At 77.0% G+C, this 14,494-nt stretch carries 15 protein-coding genes; 5 read left to right on the forward strand and 10 right to left on the reverse strand.

The features are described 5' to 3' along the window. Positions 1-131 precede the first annotated feature (131 nt). The 3 genes from ACI79D_RS22535 to ACI79D_RS22545 are packed head-to-tail and all read right to left on the reverse strand — an operon-like array spanning position 132 to position 1,941. Positions 132-791, reverse strand: a complete 660-nt coding sequence (locus tag ACI79D_RS22535; protein ID WP_456920748.1) for an HAD-IA family hydrolase — start codon at positions 789-791, stop codon at positions 132-134. Next, positions 788-1,282, reverse strand: coding sequence for a tRNA adenosine deaminase-associated protein (locus tag ACI79D_RS22540; protein ID WP_456920749.1), 495 nt, complete (start codon positions 1,280-1,282; stop codon positions 788-790). The genes ACI79D_RS22535 and ACI79D_RS22540 overlap by 4 nt, the downstream gene beginning before the upstream one ends. After that, the gene (locus ACI79D_RS22545) at positions 1,279-1,941 is read right to left on the reverse strand and encodes an O-methyltransferase (protein ID WP_456920750.1); all 663 of its coding nucleotides are present in this window, start codon (positions 1,939-1,941) and stop codon (positions 1,279-1,281) included. The genes ACI79D_RS22540 and ACI79D_RS22545 overlap by 4 nt, the downstream gene beginning before the upstream one ends. A gap of 43 nt (positions 1,942-1,984) precedes the next feature. On the opposite strand from ACI79D_RS22545, the gene ACI79D_RS22550 reads away from it, so the two are divergent. From ACI79D_RS22550 to ACI79D_RS22570, 5 genes are all read left to right on the forward strand, one after another. After that, entirely contained in the window at positions 1,985-2,425 is a 441-nt protein-coding gene (locus tag ACI79D_RS22550) for a PaaI family thioesterase (protein ID WP_456920751.1), read from the forward strand. Continuing rightward, complete coding sequence (locus tag ACI79D_RS22555; RefSeq protein WP_456920753.1) at positions 2,422-3,345, forward strand: prephenate dehydrogenase/arogenate dehydrogenase family protein; 924 nt, start codon at positions 2,422-2,424, stop codon at positions 3,343-3,345. The genes ACI79D_RS22550 and ACI79D_RS22555 overlap by 4 nt, the downstream gene beginning before the upstream one ends. A gap of 39 nt (positions 3,346-3,384) precedes the next feature. Further along, positions 3,385-3,618 (forward strand): DUF2630 family protein, encoded by a 234-nt coding sequence (locus ACI79D_RS22560; RefSeq protein ID WP_456920755.1) that lies wholly within the window; start codon positions 3,385-3,387, stop codon positions 3,616-3,618. A 180-nt stretch (positions 3,619-3,798) separates the two neighbouring features. Further along, positions 3,799-4,776: a UDP-glucuronic acid decarboxylase family protein gene (locus ACI79D_RS22565; protein WP_456920756.1), complete on the forward strand. Its 978-nt coding sequence runs from the start codon at positions 3,799-3,801 to the stop codon at positions 4,774-4,776. Between the two features lie 111 nt (positions 4,777-4,887). After that, positions 4,888-6,531 carry a VWA domain-containing protein gene (locus ACI79D_RS22570; RefSeq protein WP_456920758.1) on the forward strand — a complete coding sequence of 548 codons (1,644 nt, stop codon included), beginning with the start codon at positions 4,888-4,890 and terminating at the stop codon, positions 6,529-6,531. Positions 6,532-6,680: 149 nt separating this feature from the next. Here ACI79D_RS22570 and ACI79D_RS22575 read toward each other — a convergent pair whose 3' ends face one another. From ACI79D_RS22575 to ACI79D_RS22605, 7 genes are read right to left on the reverse strand one after another with little or no spacing between them, the layout of a single operon-like run. Then, the gene (locus ACI79D_RS22575; RefSeq protein ID WP_456920759.1) at positions 6,681-7,631 is read right to left on the reverse strand and encodes a glycosyltransferase family 9 protein; all 951 of its coding nucleotides are present in this window, start codon (positions 7,629-7,631) and stop codon (positions 6,681-6,683) included. A 50-nt stretch (positions 7,632-7,681) separates the two neighbouring features. Then, a complete protein-coding gene (gene rfaE2 / locus ACI79D_RS22580) occupies positions 7,682-9,052 on the reverse strand; it encodes a D-glycero-beta-D-manno-heptose 1-phosphate adenylyltransferase (RefSeq protein WP_456920760.1) in 1,371 nt (456 codons plus the stop codon). Beyond that, positions 9,049-9,714 carry a D-sedoheptulose-7-phosphate isomerase gene (locus ACI79D_RS22585; protein ID WP_456920761.1) on the reverse strand — a complete coding sequence of 222 codons (666 nt, stop codon included), beginning with the start codon at positions 9,712-9,714 and terminating at the stop codon, positions 9,049-9,051. Before ACI79D_RS22585 ends, rfaE2 begins: the two co-directional genes overlap by 4 nt. Then, complete coding sequence (locus ACI79D_RS22590) at positions 9,711-10,952, reverse strand: glycosyltransferase (protein WP_456920762.1); 1,242 nt, start codon at positions 10,950-10,952, stop codon at positions 9,711-9,713. The genes ACI79D_RS22585 and ACI79D_RS22590 overlap by 4 nt, the downstream gene beginning before the upstream one ends. Then, positions 10,949-11,929 carry a glycosyltransferase gene (locus tag ACI79D_RS22595; RefSeq protein ID WP_456920763.1) on the reverse strand — a complete coding sequence of 327 codons (981 nt, stop codon included), beginning with the start codon at positions 11,927-11,929 and terminating at the stop codon, positions 10,949-10,951. Before ACI79D_RS22595 ends, ACI79D_RS22590 begins: the two co-directional genes overlap by 4 nt. Continuing rightward, a complete protein-coding gene (locus ACI79D_RS22600; protein ID WP_456920764.1) occupies positions 11,926-12,927 on the reverse strand; it encodes a glycosyltransferase family 9 protein in 1,002 nt (333 codons plus the stop codon). Before ACI79D_RS22600 ends, ACI79D_RS22595 begins: the two co-directional genes overlap by 4 nt. Beyond that, positions 12,924-14,423, reverse strand: a complete 1,500-nt coding sequence (locus ACI79D_RS22605; protein ID WP_456920765.1) for an HAD-IIIA family hydrolase — start codon at positions 14,421-14,423, stop codon at positions 12,924-12,926. The genes ACI79D_RS22600 and ACI79D_RS22605 overlap by 4 nt, the downstream gene beginning before the upstream one ends. Positions 14,424-14,494: the final 71 nt, after the last annotated feature.

Genomic DNA, 14,494 nt, shown 5'->3' on the forward strand with positions numbered 1-14,494 from the left:
CGTGCTCTGCCCACCACCGTGGGCAGAGCACGAAGGAACGGCCGCCCCCGTGCTCTCCGGGAGCTCGTGCTCTGCCCGCCAGGGTGGGCAGAGCACGACTGCGCGGGGAGACGGGTGTGCCAGGGGCGGGGTCACGGGCCCGCCACCGACAGGAGGTCGAGTCCGACGAGGTCCGACAGCTCGGCCAGCGCGGCGGTCGGGTCCACGACCTTGACGGTGTGCATCCCCATCGCCCGGGCGGGCTTGAGGTTGATGCCCAGGTCGTCGAGGTAGGCGCAGTCCGCCGGCTCGATCGCCCGGCCGACGGCCTCGGACAACCGGGCCAGCGCGCGGCGGTAGATCTCCGGCTCGGGCTTGCGCACGCCCTCCAGCGAGGACTCGACCACCGCGTCGAACAGCGCCAGCAGCTCCCCGAGCCGTCCGGTGCGCTCCATGGGCGCGACGTTGTTGGACAGCAGCGCCAGGGGCAGCCCCGCGTCCCGCAGCCGGGTCACGGCGGCGACCATCGCCGGGCGCAGCTCCCCGGCCAGCGCAGCCAGCACCCGGCGCGCGTCGAGGCGGTGCCCGGCGGCCAGTGCCTCGGCCTCGAAGGCGTCGATGAAGCCGGCGGCGTCGAGCTCGCTGCGCTCGTACCGCGCCCAGGCGTTGGTGTCGGGGTCGATGGTGTTCAGCCGCCGGATCAGCCCCTCCGGCAGCCCCGCCTCGGCCTCGTAGGCGGCGAACGCCGGCATCGGGCTCTCGGTGAGCACCCCGCCGAGGTCGAAGACGACGGCGGAGACCCTCCCGCTCACGGCGTCACCGCCGCGGCGAGCTCGTCGGCGAAGCCGAGCCGCGCGGCGATGGCGGCGACCATCTCGTCGGCCCACAGGTCGTCGGCGGTGACGATCGGCCGCAGCTGCTCGGCGGGGAGCCCGTCGTCGGCGAAGACGTCCAGGTCACCGCCGGGCCAGCCGGTCTCGTCGTCGTCGAAGGCGCCGTCGGCGTCGACGGCGATCCCGTAGCGCTCCACCACCTCGGCGGCGAGCACCCACTCCTGCATGGTCGCGTCGGAGATCAGCGCCCGCACCATGCCGCCCGGCCCGTGCCGGAGGACGACGAAGTACAGCCGAGAGTCGACGACGACCACGAACGGCCCCGGCCACTCGTCGGCGCCCGGCTCGCCGAGGGCCCGCTCCAGCACCGGCAGCTCGTCGGCCGCGTCGGAGGCCAGCAGCTCCACCTGCCAGCGCCCGGTCGGGCGGCTGACCCGCACCGCCCAGCTCGACCTCGGTTCGTCGCTCATCGCTTGCGCAGCATGGTCAGCCCGTCGGAGAGGGGCAGCAGCACGGTCTCCCAGCGCGGGTCGCCGGCCAGCGCGGCGTTGAGCTCGGCGATCGCCCGCTCGTTGTCCGTCTGCGGGTCGAGCACCCGGCCGCCCGCCAGGGTGTTGTCCAGCAGCACGACCCCGTTGTCGGTCAGCCGCGGGTGCAGCTCGTCGACGTAGGCGGCGTAGCCGGTCTTGTCCGCGTCGACGAAGGCCAGGTCGAACGTCGGCTCGGCCGGCAGCGCGCGCAGCGACTCGTGCGCGTCGCCCAGCCGCAGCTCGATCCGGTCGGCGAGCCCCGCCCGCGCCCAGTACCTCCGCGCGATCGCCGTCCACTCCTCGCTGCGGTCCAGGCAGAGCAGCGAGCCGTCGGCGGGCAGCCCGCGGGCGATGCACAGCGCGGAGAAGCCGGTGAACGTGCCGATCTCGATCGCCCGGCGGACGCCGAGGGCGCCGGTGAGCAGCTGCATGAACGTGCCCTGCTCGGCGGCGATCTGGAAGGTCGGCGGCACCTCGCCCCGGTCGGCCAGGGTGGCGGTCTCGGCCAGCAGGTCGGCGGCGACGTCGTCCGGCGGCTCGGAGGAGGCGCGGACGTAGTCGCTGAGCTCCGCGGTGAGCAGGAACGACCGCGGGGTCATGGCGCGTGACGGCGGAGGAGCGCGGGGGTCATAGCCTCTGATCATGGCCGATCCCGCGCCCGACGACGGTGCCGACGTCGACCCCGCGCTCTTCGCCCGGCTGGCGGCCGACCCGCTGGCCGGGCACCTGGGGATCGCGCTCGAGCAGGTGCGCCCCGGCTACGCCCGCGCCGCGATGACCGTCGGTCCCGAGCTGCTCAACGCCGTCGGCACCGCGCACGGCGGCGCGACCATGGCGCTGCTCGACGTCGTCCACGCGGCGGTGAGCAACAGCCACGGGACGGTCGCCGTCGCGCAGGACGTGCACACCGAGTTCCTCGCGCCCGGCCGGCCGGGTGACCGGCTGGTGGCCGAGGGCATCGAGGTGCACCGCAGCAGCCGCACCGCGGTCTACCGCATCGACGCCCGCGCGCAGGACGGCCGGCTGGTCGCGACCGCGCTGGCGCGGGTGTTCCGCACCGAGCGCCCCTGGGGGACCGCGTGACCTCCTCGTTCCCCGTGCCGACGATGCCCGCACCGCCGGTCGGCGTCGTCGGCCTGGGCCAGCTCGGCGGCTCGCTCGCCGCGGCCCTCGTCGCGGCGGGCCGCCCCGTCACCGGGTGGGACGTCGACCCCGCCGCCCGCGAGGCCGCCGCGGCCCGGGGGGTGCGGATCGACCGGGAGATGGCCGGGGTGGTCGTCCTCGCCGTCCCGCTGCCGGCCATGGCCCGGGCCCTCGAGGGGCTCGCCGTCGCGCCCGACGCGACGGTCACCGACCTGGGCTCGGTGAAGGTGCCGGTGCTGGACGAGCTGGGCGCGGCCCTCGGGAGCCGGTACGTCGGCGGCCACCCGATGTGCGGCACGGAGCGGTCCGGGCACGCCGCCACCGACCCGGGCCTGTTCGCCGGCGCCCGCTGGGCGGTCTGCCTGGAGCCGGGCACCGAGCTGCCGCGGTGGCTGCGGGTGGCCGAGGTCGCGCTCGCCGTCGGCGCCGAGGTGGTCCCGGTGACCGCCGCGGAGCACGACGACGCGGTGGCCGCGATCAGCCACGTCCCGCACCTGCTCGCCGCGGCGCTGGCCGCCGCGGCCGGGGAGGCCGGCCCGCTGGCCCTGTCCCTGGCCGCCGGCAGCTTCCGCGACGGCACCCGGGTGATCGCCAGCGACCCGGCGTTCGTCACGGCGATGGTCGAGGGCAACGCCGGCCCGACCGCGGCCGCGCTGGCCCGGGTGCAGGCCCAGCTGGCCCGCCCGTGGCGCGAGCTGGTCGCCGCCGGGCACGCCGTCCGCGCGGGGGCGCCGGCCGGACGGCGCGGCGTCCGCGTGCCGCTGGACCGGACGGCGCTGCTGGCGCTCGGCCGCGCCGGCGGCGCGGTGACCGGGCGGCTGGCCGCGTTCCTGGAGGGCTGGACGCCGGACGTCGGCTGACGCCCGTTTCGCCCGCCGCGCGGCGGGCAGGGAGGCGACATGGACGACAGCGAGATCCGCAGCCGCATCGAGGCGCTGGTCGAGGAGGAGCACCGTCTGCGCGACAGCGGTGAGCACACCGACGAGGACCGCGCCCGGCTCCGCCAGATCGAGGAGGACCGCGACCAGCTGTGGGACCTGCTCCGCCAGCGGGACGCCAAGCGCCAGTACGGGCAGGACCCCGACGAGGCCCAGCCCCGCCCCGAGCAGCAGGTCGAGGGCTACCTGCAGTAAGAGGACGCCCTGCTCCCCACCGCTCGCGAGCTCGCGGCAGGCCCCTGCAGGGGGCCGGAGCCGGGGCTCTGGACCGGGCCCCGGCGAGAACACTTAGAAGTCGAAGTGTGTACCGCTGATCTTGGGGGTATGCCGCGCCTCGGCGCGCTCGGTCACGCGCCCGAGGCGAGGGGAGCAGGCATGGTGCACGCGGCACGGACGATCCGGCGGGCAGTGGTCACCGGCGGGGCCGGGTTCCTCGGCTCCCACCTGTGCGAGCAGTTGCTCGAGCGGGACGTCGAGGTCGTCTGCCTCGACAACTTCCTCACCGGCTCCCCGGAGAACGTCGTCCACCTCATGGAGCACCCGGGCTTCCGGCTGGTCCGGTGCGACGTTACCGACTACGTGCACGTCCCCGGCCCGGTCGATTTGGTGCTGCACTTCGCCTCGCCGGCCAGCCCGCTGGACTACCTGAAGATGCCCATCGAGACGCTCAAGGTGGGCAGCCTCGGCACCCTGCACACCCTCGGCCTGGCCCACGACAAGGGCGCCCGGTACGTCCTCGCCTCCACCTCCGAGGTCTACGGCGACCCGCTGCAGCACCCCCAGGAGGAGGACTACTGGGGCAACGTCAACCCGGTCGGCCCGCGCGGGGTGTACGACGAGGCCAAGCGGTTCAGCGAGGCCATGACCACCGCGTACCGGACGTCGAAGGGCACCGACACCGGCATCGTCCGGATCTTCAACACCTACGGCCCGCGGATGCGCCCGGACGACGGCCGCGCCATCCCCGCGTTCGTCGGGCAGGCGCTGTCCGGCCGCCCGCTCACCGTCGCCGGGGACGGCTCGCAGACGCGGTCGATCTGCTACGTCGACGACACGGTGCGCGGCATCCTCGCGATGGCGTTCTCCGCCGAGGCGGGCCCGGTGAACATCGGCAACCCCGACGAGCTGTCGATGCTCCGGCTGGCCGAGTGGATCCGCGAGCTGACCGGGTCATCCTCGCCGATCGAGTTCATCGACCTGCCCGTGGACGACCCCAAGGTGCGCCGGCCCGACACCACCCGCGCCGAGCAGCTGCTGGGCTGGCGGCCGACGGTGCCGTCGGAGGAGGGGCTGCGACGGACGGTGGCCTGGTTCGCCGAGCAGCAGACGTCGGCGGTGGCCGCCGCCGGGTGACGCCGGTCGCCCGACGCCCCTCCGTCACCGGACGCATCTAATCTGTGAGCAGGGGCGGTCGCGGGGGTCGCCGTCGACGAGACCCTGACCGACCGACGGGGGAACTGCACGATGGGCCGCCACGCCGACACGTCCGCCGGCCGACGGGGCGTCGCCGTCACCCCGCAACTGCTCATCGCCGCGGCCGTGGCGCTCGTGGTGCTGGTCGCCGGCGGCGTCACCTGGTGGGTCGTCAGCGCCGGTGACGCCGACTGCGACACGACCGCCGTCGTCCGGGTGGCCGTGGCCCCGGAGCTGGCCTCCGTCGCCGACCGCGTGCTGGCCGACGCCGAGGGCGTGGCGGACGGCGACTGCGCGGGCGCCGAGGTGACCGCGCAGGAACCGGTGCAGACCCTCGGGGACCTCAGCGCGCTGGAGCCGGGCGACCTGCCGCACGTCTGGGTGCCCGACTCTTCGCTGTGGCCGGCCCGGGCGGGCGAGGTCCCGCTGGAGACGGCGGGCTCGATGGCCACCTCCCCGGTCGTGCTGGCGACCAGCCGGGCCGCCGTCGCGGAGCTGGGCTGGGACGACTCGCCGCCCGGGTGGGGCCAGGCGCTGGCCAGCGACCAGGGCCTCGCCGTGCCGGACCTGGCCACCAGTGCCGAGGGGCTGGCCGCGCTGGGCGCCGTCCGGGCCGCGCTGGGCGGCGGGGAGGACGCCGACAACGCCGTCGTCCAGGCCGTGCTGGCCGCCGAACGCGGCCCGTCGGTCTCGCCGGCCGACGCGCTGGAGGCCGCGGGGGCGGACGACGCCGACGCGCCGCTGGTGCCGGTCAGCGAGCAGGAGGTGTACGCCACCAACACCAGCGCAGAGGACCCCTCGCTGGTCGCGGTCTACCCCAGCGAGGGCTCGCCGTCGCTGGACTACCCGGTCGTGCGGGTCGGCTCGGCCTCGGGTGCCGACGCGACGACGGTGGCCGCCGTGGTGTCGGCGCTGACCTCCGACGCGGCGCGCACCGCCGTCCGGGAGGCCGGGTTCCGGGACGCCGACGGTGCCGCTCCCCCGCAGGCCGGCGAGGCGACCGGCACGCGCGAGCAGGCACCCGAGGCGCTGCTGCTCGACCCCGCGCAGGTGCAGTCGCTGCTGGCGCAGCTGGCCGAGCTGGCCGCGCCGTCGCGGATCCTCACCGTGTTCGACGTGTCCACGTCGATGGAGGCCCCGGCCGGTGACGGCACCCGCGCCACGCTGGCCCGGGACGCCGCGCAGAGCACCCTGGCGCTGGTGCCGGGCAACTTCGCGCTCGGCCTGTGGGTCTTCGCCAACGAGCTGGAGGGCGACCAGGACTGGTCGGAGCTCGTGCCGACGCGCGCCCTCGACGCCGAGGTCGACGGCGACACCCAGCGCGACCTGCTCGACCAGCAGCTCGACACCGTCCCCGACCGGCTCAGCCCCGGCGGCACCGGCCTGTACGACACGACGCTGGCCGCCGTCCGCGCGGCGCGGGCGGACTTCGACCCGACCGCGGTGAACAGCGTGCTGATGGTCACCGACGGCACCAACGACGACGACGGGGTCGAGCTCGACGCGTTGCTGGAGACGCTGCGCGACGAGGCGGACGAGGACCGGCCGATCAAGGTGATCGGCGTCGCCCTCGGCCCGGACGCCGACCTCGACGCGCTGCAGGAGATCGCCGAGGCCACGGGCGGCGAGGCGTACTCCGCCGTCGACCCCGCCGACCTGCAGACGGTCCTGTTCGACGCGCTGCGCCAGCGCTGAGCCCGTGACAGCGCGGTCCTCCGGCACTGCGGGTCGGGCCGACGCCGCGGGGGTGGCACCGTTCCGGGAAGGTCGTGCTCTGCCCACCGGAGTGGGCAGAGCACGAGCTCCCGCGGAACAACTCTCGGGACCGGGCGGGCCCGGTCGTCTCAGGTCCGGGCGGGCAGGTCGTCGCCGGTCCGGGCGAGCAGGTCGTCGAGGGCGTCGGTCACCTCGGCGACCGTCACCTTCTGCAGCGCGGGGTCGAGCTCGGTGCCCCACGGGTCGCCGGTGCCGTCCCCGTGCCAGAGGACGACGTGCAGCGCTGCTCCGCCCGCGGCCCGCGGCGGCGGTCCCCACAGCGTCGGGGACACCGGGCCGAACAGCAGCACCGACGGGCGCCGGTAGGCCGTCGCCAGGTGCGCCATCCCGGTGTCGCCGCTGACCACGACGCGGGCGCCGGCGACGACCGCGGCCAGCTCCAGCGTCGACGTCCGCCCGGCCAGCACCGCGTCCTCGCCCAGGCCGGCCGCCGAGGCGACCGCGCCGGCCAGCGGGACCTCGGCCGGGCCGCCGGTGACCCGCACGTCCAGGCCGGCCGCGGCCAGGTGCCGGGCGACCGCGGCGAAGCGGTCGGGCGGCCAGCGCCGTCCGGGGAAGGCGGCGCCGGGGTGCACCAGGGCGACCCCCTCGGGTGCCGGCGACGGCACGGCGGGGACCGCGAGGTCCAGCGCGTCCGGGTCGGCGGCCACGCCCAGCCCCTCGGACACCAGCCGGCACCAGCGGCGGACCTCGTGCTCGTCGGGGTACCAGGTCGGGCCCGGGTAGCCGGGGCTGGCGAAGGTGAGCAGCCGGTCCGGGTGCAGGTCGGCGACGACGACGTGCGACGCCGGGCCCTTGCCGTGCAGGTCGACGGCGAGCTCCGGCGGGGGGCCCGCCCAGTCCAGCGGCTCGAGCTCGCGGGCGGGCAGCACCTCGTCGACCGCGTCGACCAGGCCGGCGAGCGGCGCGAGCGCGGTCGTCGTCGCGAGCACCAGGCGGTGCCCGGGAACGGCCGCCCGCACCGCCCGGATCGCCGGGACGCCGGTGAGCAGATCGCCCAGCCCCAGCGGCCGCAGCACGACCGCGACCGGCCGCCCGTCTCTGAGGGCAGAAATGGCCATTTCTGCCGCTAGACGCGGGAGCGCTCGACCAGGGCGGTCGTGGAGTGTCCGTCGAGGTAGGGCAGCACAACGGCCTGACCGCCCCAGCGCCGCAGCACCGCCGCCTCGGGCAGGTCGGCGCCGGCGTAGTCGCCGCCCTTGGCCCACACGTCGGGGCGCAGCCGGTCGATCACCTCGGCCGGGGTGTCCTCGTCGAACACCACGACGGCGTCGACGAACTCCAGCGCCTCCAGCACCCGCGCGCGGTCGGCCGCGGTCACCAGCGGGCGGGAGGGCCCCTTCAGCCGGCGCACCGACTCGTCGGAGTTGATGCACACCACCAGGCAGTCGCCCAGACCGCGGGCCGCGCGGAGCGTGGCGACGTGGCCGGGGTGCAGCAGGTCGAAGCAGCCGCCGGTGGCCACCACCGTCCCGCCGGCCGCCCGCACGCGGGCGAGCACGCCGTCGACGCCCGGCGCGAGCGGCACGTCGGACTCCGGCGCGGTGTCCCACGCCGAGGCCCCGCCGCGCGCCACGAACGCCCCGGCTGCGGCCACCGCGGCGGCCACCGCCTCGCCGGTCACCGCGCCGTCGGCCAGGGCGAGCGCCGCGGCCGCGGCGAAGGAGTCCCCGGCGCCGCACGGGTCGCCGCCGGTCACCGGCACCGCCGGCACCACCATCGGCGCGCCCTCGCCGTAGGACAGCAGCGCGCCGCGGGCGCCCAGGGTCACCGCGACCGCGCCGACCCCCCAGTGCCGGATCAGCGCCTCGGCACGGGCGCCGACCGCGGCCAGCCCGTCGCCGTCGGCCGGCGCGCCCACGGTGGCCGCCACGCGGGCGGCCTCGGCGCCGTTCGGGGTCACCAGGCGGACCGACGGCACCGGGTCCGCGCCGCGCGGGTGGGGGTCCCACACGACCGGGCCGCCGGCCTCGGCCAGGGCGGCCCTGACGTCGGCAGCCGCCGTCGTCCCGCGGCCGTAGTCGGCCACCAGGACGGCCGCGGCGTCGCGGAGCACCTGCACGGCCTCGGCCGGCAGCGGGCCGAGGCCGGCGACCGGGGAGCCGCTGTCAATCCGCACCACCGAGTGGTCGCCGACGCGGACCCGCCGCTTCACCGCCGTCCCGCCCGTCGCCGGGATCTCGACCAGCCGCACCCGGCCGGCCAGCAGCGCCCGCAGGCGGTCGGCGCCCTCGTCGGAGGCCATCGGGGTCACCAGCACGACCTCGCGGGAGGTGGCCGCCGCCGCGATCACCGCGGCCAGGGCCGCGCCGCCGGGGCGCTCGCGGCTCTCGACGTCCTCCACGACCGGCACCGGCGCGTCCGGGGTGAGCCGGGACGCCGTGCCGACCAGGTCGACGTCGAGCAGCGCGTCCCCGACGACGACGAGCGGACCGTTCACTGGACGACCCCGAGCCGGGTCTCCGGCACCCGCGCCGGCTCGGCCAGCACCGCCGCGTCGAAGGACGCGCAGACCAGGTGCAGGGCGACCAGGTGGCACTCCTGCACGGTCGCCGTCCACGGGGAGTCGATGCAGACCGCGTCGTCGGCGGCCGCCGCCAGCGGGTTCGGCGCCGGGCCGGTCATCGCCAGCACGGTGATGCCGCACTCGCGCGCCCGGCGGGCCGCGGCGACCGCGTTCGGCGACCGGCCCGACGTCGACAGCAGGACCAGCACGTCACCGGCCCGGCCGTGCGCCTCGACCTGGCGGGCGAACAGCTCCTCGCCCGGGTAGTCGTTGACGATGGCGGTCAGAGACGAGGTCTCCGCGGTCAGGCAGATCGCCGAGAACGGCGGCCGGTCGGCGCGGTAGCGGCCCACCAGCTCCGCGGTGAGGTGCTGCGCCTGCGCCGCGCTGCCCCCGTTGCCGGCGGCCAGCAGCCGGCCGCGCGACTCCCCGCACAGCACGTCGGCGATCAGCCGCCCCCAGCGGTCCAGGGCGTCGAGCTGCCCGGTCAGCGACCCCAGCGCGGCGCTCAGCGAGGCCACGTGGTCGGCGCCGGTGAGGTGGGTGCAGGTGTCCGGGGACACGACCTCGCTCGCGGAGTGGGGAGCAACAGTCATCGGGCGACCTCCACGGCGCTCGTCTGGGTCTTCTCGGTCCGGCCGGGGCCGTCGAGGACCTGCCGGTACACGGTCTCGGTGTCGGCGACCACGCGGGCCCACCGGTATCGGGTGCGGGCCCGGCGCACCCCGGCCGCGCCGTAGGCGGCCCGCCGGGCGTCGTCGGCCAGCAGTGCGGCGAGCACCGCGCCGAGCCGCTCGGGGTCCCGCGGCGGGACCAGGTCACCGGTGACGCCGTCGGCGACGGAGTCCTGCAGCCCGCCGACGGCGGTGGCCACCACGGGGCGGCCGCAGGCCATGGCCTCCAGCGGCGTGATCCCGAACGGCTCGTACCAGGGCACGGCCAGGACGACGTCGGCCGAGCGGATCCACGCCGGGACGTCGGCCCGCGCCACCGCGCCGGTGAACACCAGCCGGTCGGCGACGCCCGCCGTCTCTGCGACCGCGCGCAGCCGGCGCACCTCGGGGTCGGCGTCCAGCGCGTCAGCCGGCGGCCCGCCCACCACGACGAGCTCGGCGTCCGGTACCGCGGCCAGCGCCCGGACCGCGTCGTCCTGCCCCTTGCGCTCGACCAGCCGGCCGAGCACCAGCAGCCGCTGCCGGCCGGGCGTGCGCGGGGCGACCGGCCCCTTCGGCGTGAACACGGCGGTGTCCACCCCGCACGGCACGATCGAGGCGCGGTCGCGGTCGAGCCCCAGCCGGCGCAGTTCGAACACCTCGTCGGTGCAGGTGGCGACGACGTGGCTGACGTTGCGGCACAGCGCCCGCTCGAGCTCGACCCGCTGCGGCGGTGAGGTGTCGGCGGCGCCCTGGTGGCGGCGCTTGACCGAGCCGAGGGCGTGGAAGGTCTGCACGATGGGGATCCCCGCCCGCCCCGGGCCCGCCGCCGCGACCGCGGCCAGCCCGCTCATCCAGAAGTGCGCGTGCACCAGGTCCGGCGGTGCCGCGGCCCAGGTCCGGCGCAGCACCGACGCGAACTCGGGCATGTGCCGCAGCAGGTCGTCCTTGGACAGCACCCGCGCCGGCCCCGCGGTCACGTGCGCGACGTCGTAGCCGTCGGCGGTGGGCACGCGGTCGGGCTGCTCGGGGTCCTCGCGGCGGGTGTGCACGGTGACCTCGTGCCCGCGCGCGGCGAGCCCGGCCGCGAGGGCGGCGACGTGCACGTTCTGCCCGCCGGCGTCCACGCCGCCGATCGCGGCCAGTGGACTGGCGTGCTCACTGACGAGATCGATCTTCACCGCGTCACCTCCTCCAAGAGCCGGTCCCAGTCGGTCAGGAAGCGCTGGAGCCCGTAGCGCTCCAGCGCCGCCGCGCGGGCGGCCTTGCCGGCCAGCCGGGCGGCGTCCTCGTCGTGCAGGAACGTGCGCACCGCACCCCAGAGACGCTCGGGGTCCGTGGACAGCACGCCCGCCTCGGCCGGCACCGCCTCCACCACCTCGGTCGTGGCCAGGCCGACCACCGGCATGCCCAGGTGCATCGCCTCCAGCAGCGACAGCCCGAGGGAGGTCCAGCGGACCGGGTGCACGTACACCCGGCGGCGGGCCAGCTCGGCGTGCATGACGGCCTGGGGCGGGTCGTCGTGCAGCGCGACCCGGCCGGGGTCGAGGCCGTAGCGCTCGTGCAGGCCGGACAGCCCCATGCCGAAGACGTCGACCGGCGCGACCGCGGCGAGCCCCGGCAGCAGGTCCGCGCCGACCGTGCGGCCGCGGCGCACCGGCTCGTTGGTGACGACGGCGGCGCGGGCCAGCTCCCCGGTCCAGTGCTCGCCGGGGTCGACGATGCCGTGCTCGATCACCGTCGTCGGCGCGCGGCCGTTGTCGTAGAAGAGCCGGTTGAAGTGGGTGACGTGGGCGATCGGGATGTCCGACCGGTCGGCCAGCGGGTGCCGGGTGTGCGGGACCGGTCCGTCGTCGGGCTCCAGCCCCGGCGCGTTGTGCTCGAGGAACACCGCGGGAAGGTCCCGGCCCGGCTCGCGGCCCAGCCACGCGCGCACCAGCTCCAGGTCGCGCACCCGCTGCAGGACGACGACGTCGACGTCCTCGTCGCGCAGCTGCTCGGGGGTCACCTCGCGGGCGGAGGCCGGCCAGTCCCAGGTGCGGGCGCGGCCCAGCCCGTCGGGACCGCGATCGGGCGTCACCGGCAGCAGGTAGTCGTGCCGGCCCTGGACGAACGCCGTCGTCCACGAGCCGTGCACGTGCCAGAGCAGGACCCTCACGCGCTCACCACCTTCTCGACAGCCGCGACGACGTCGGCCGCGGTCACGGACGTCAGGCAGGGGTGGCCGGGCACCGGGCACTCCCGGGCCCGGGTGCCGCGGCAGGGGGCCTCCTGGTCACCGAGCAGCACGGTGGGCACGCCGTAGGGCGCCCAGCGCGCGGCGGGCACGACCGGGGAGAACAGCGAGACGACCGGCGTGCCGACGGCGGCGGCCAGGTGCGCCGGGCCGGTGTTGCCGACGACGACCGCGGCGGCGCCGTCGAGCAGCGCCGCCATCTCCGCCAGGCTCGTCGCCCCGCCGAGGTCGACCCCGCGGCTGCCGGCGACGGCGGCGGTGAGCTCGCGCTCCCCCGGCCCCCCGGTCACCAGCACCCGGTGCCCGGCGTCGGCCAGCGCCGAGACCGCCTCCGCGCAGCGCTGCGCGGGCCAGGCGCGGGCGGGGACGCTCGCCCCCGGGTGCAGCACGACGTAGCCGGGCTCGTGCGCGACCGGGGGCAGGGGCCGGCGCACCTCCAGCCGGCCGTCGTCGCCGGGCGGCAGCTCGAACCCGGCGGCGCGGGCGAGGGACAGGGCCCGTTCCGGCTCGGGCAGGTCGTGGTCCACCCGGTGGCGGACGTCGAGCAGCGAGCCGGGGTAGTCGACGCTCGTCGCGGAGATCCGGGGCACGCCGGCCGTGCGGAGCACCAGCGCCAGGGGCAGGGGCGACTGGTGGAAGGACGTGGAGACCACCGCCTCGTCCGGCGCGAGGGCGCGCACGCGGTCGGTGAGCGCGGCCAGGTCGGCGGGGTCGACCGGCGGCGGGTCGCCCAGGATCCAGGGACAGGCCCAGGTCCACACCTCGTCGACGCCGGGCAGCAGCCGCGCGGCCTCGGCGCCGGCCGGCCCGGCGAGGAAGACGACGCGGTCGGCGCCGGCGGCCACGGCGCGTACCAGCGGGCCCTGCACCAGCACGTCGCCGGCCGAGTCCAGCCGGGCGACGAGCACCGTGCGGTTCACCACTCCCCCGCCAGGACGTCGTCGACCGCCGCGGTCAGGGTGTCGGCGCGGTGCGGGGCGGCGGCGACCTCGGCCTTCCGCGTCACCGGGGTGGGAACGAGGATCGCCGAGGCCCCGGCGGCGGCCGCGGCGTCGACGTCGGCGCCGATGTCGCCGATCACCACGCAGCGGGCCGGCTCGACGTCGAGCTCGGCGCAGGCGGCCTTGACCATGCCCGGCGCCGGCTTGCGGCACGTGCAGCCGTCGTCCGGCCCGTGCGGGCAGACCTGGATCGTGTCGAACGGGCCGAGCAGCTCGTCCAGCCGGGCCATGCAGGCGTCCACCTGGTCGCGGGTGATCAGCCCGCGGGCGACGCCGGACTGGTTGCTCACCACGCCGACCCGGACGCCGCGGGCGCGCAGCGCGTCGACCGCCGCCTTCGCGCCCGGCACCGGCCGTACCAGCTCCGGGTCGCCGTTGTAGGGGTAGTCGCGCACCAGCGTGCCGTCGCGGTCGAACAGCACCAGGTCGGGCAGCCCCTTCCACGGCCGCACCCGGCGGTGCTGCACCAGCCCGCGCAGGAAGTGCCCCGTGGCCAGCGCGGGGATGAGCGCGCTGGTGGCCAGCATCGTGGTCACCTCGGCCCGGTCCCGCGGCCCCGGGGCGATGCGGGCCCAGGCGAACTCGGCGGTCCCGGCGGCCCAGGCCAGCGCCGCCGCGGCGGCGGCCCGCGGGCGGCGGGCGGCGGCCAGGCCGAGCGCGGCCACCCCCGCGGCGGTGACCGCCAGGTGCTGCGGACGACGGCCGAGCGGGGCGTCGGCGCGCTCGCGCCAGTCCCGCCCGTGCAAGCGGCGCATGAGGACGTCGTCGGCGTTGCCCGCCTGCACCCGCAGGCTCACCCAGCGGTCGACCGGCCGCACCGGGTGGGTGATCCATCGCTGCCCGCGGGTGAGCCGGGCGCCGGTGTCCATGATCCGCAGGGCCAGGTCGGAGTCCTCGCGGAAGGCCCGCGGGAAGCGCTCGTCGAAGCCGCCGACGGCGGAGAGGGCGCTGCGTCGGTAGGCCAGGTCGGCGGTGATCCAGGAGCTGGTGGCCAGGCCGGCGGTGCCGCGCTCCCAGTCGGTGGGGCGGCGCCCCTCGGGCAGGGGCACGCGGACCCGGCCCTGGCTGCCGGCGACGTCCGGGCCGAGGGCGGTGAGATCGGCGGCGAGCCGCTCGTACCAGTCGGGGTCGGGCACCACGTCGTCGTCGAGGAAGGCGATCCACTCGGTGCGGGCGGTGCGCCAGCCGAGGTTGCGGGCACGGGCCGGACCGCCGCCCCCGGTGCGGACCACCCGGACCGGTGGCAGCCCCGGTCGCTCCGGCCGCAGCGGTGCACCGGGCGGGCGGTCGTCGACCAGGACGAGCTCGGCGGGGCGGGGACCCGGGGCCTGCGCGAGGGCGTCGAGCAGCACGTCGAGCGACGGCCGGCCGACCGTCGGCACGACCACGGAGCACTCCTCGATCCCCACCTGCATGATCGCGTCCTGCCCGCCTCGAGGACGCGGGAAACACTACGGGCTTGAAGTGATTTCAGCGCAGGCTGCGC

Source organism: Geodermatophilus sp. SYSU D00708 (assembly GCF_054050115.1).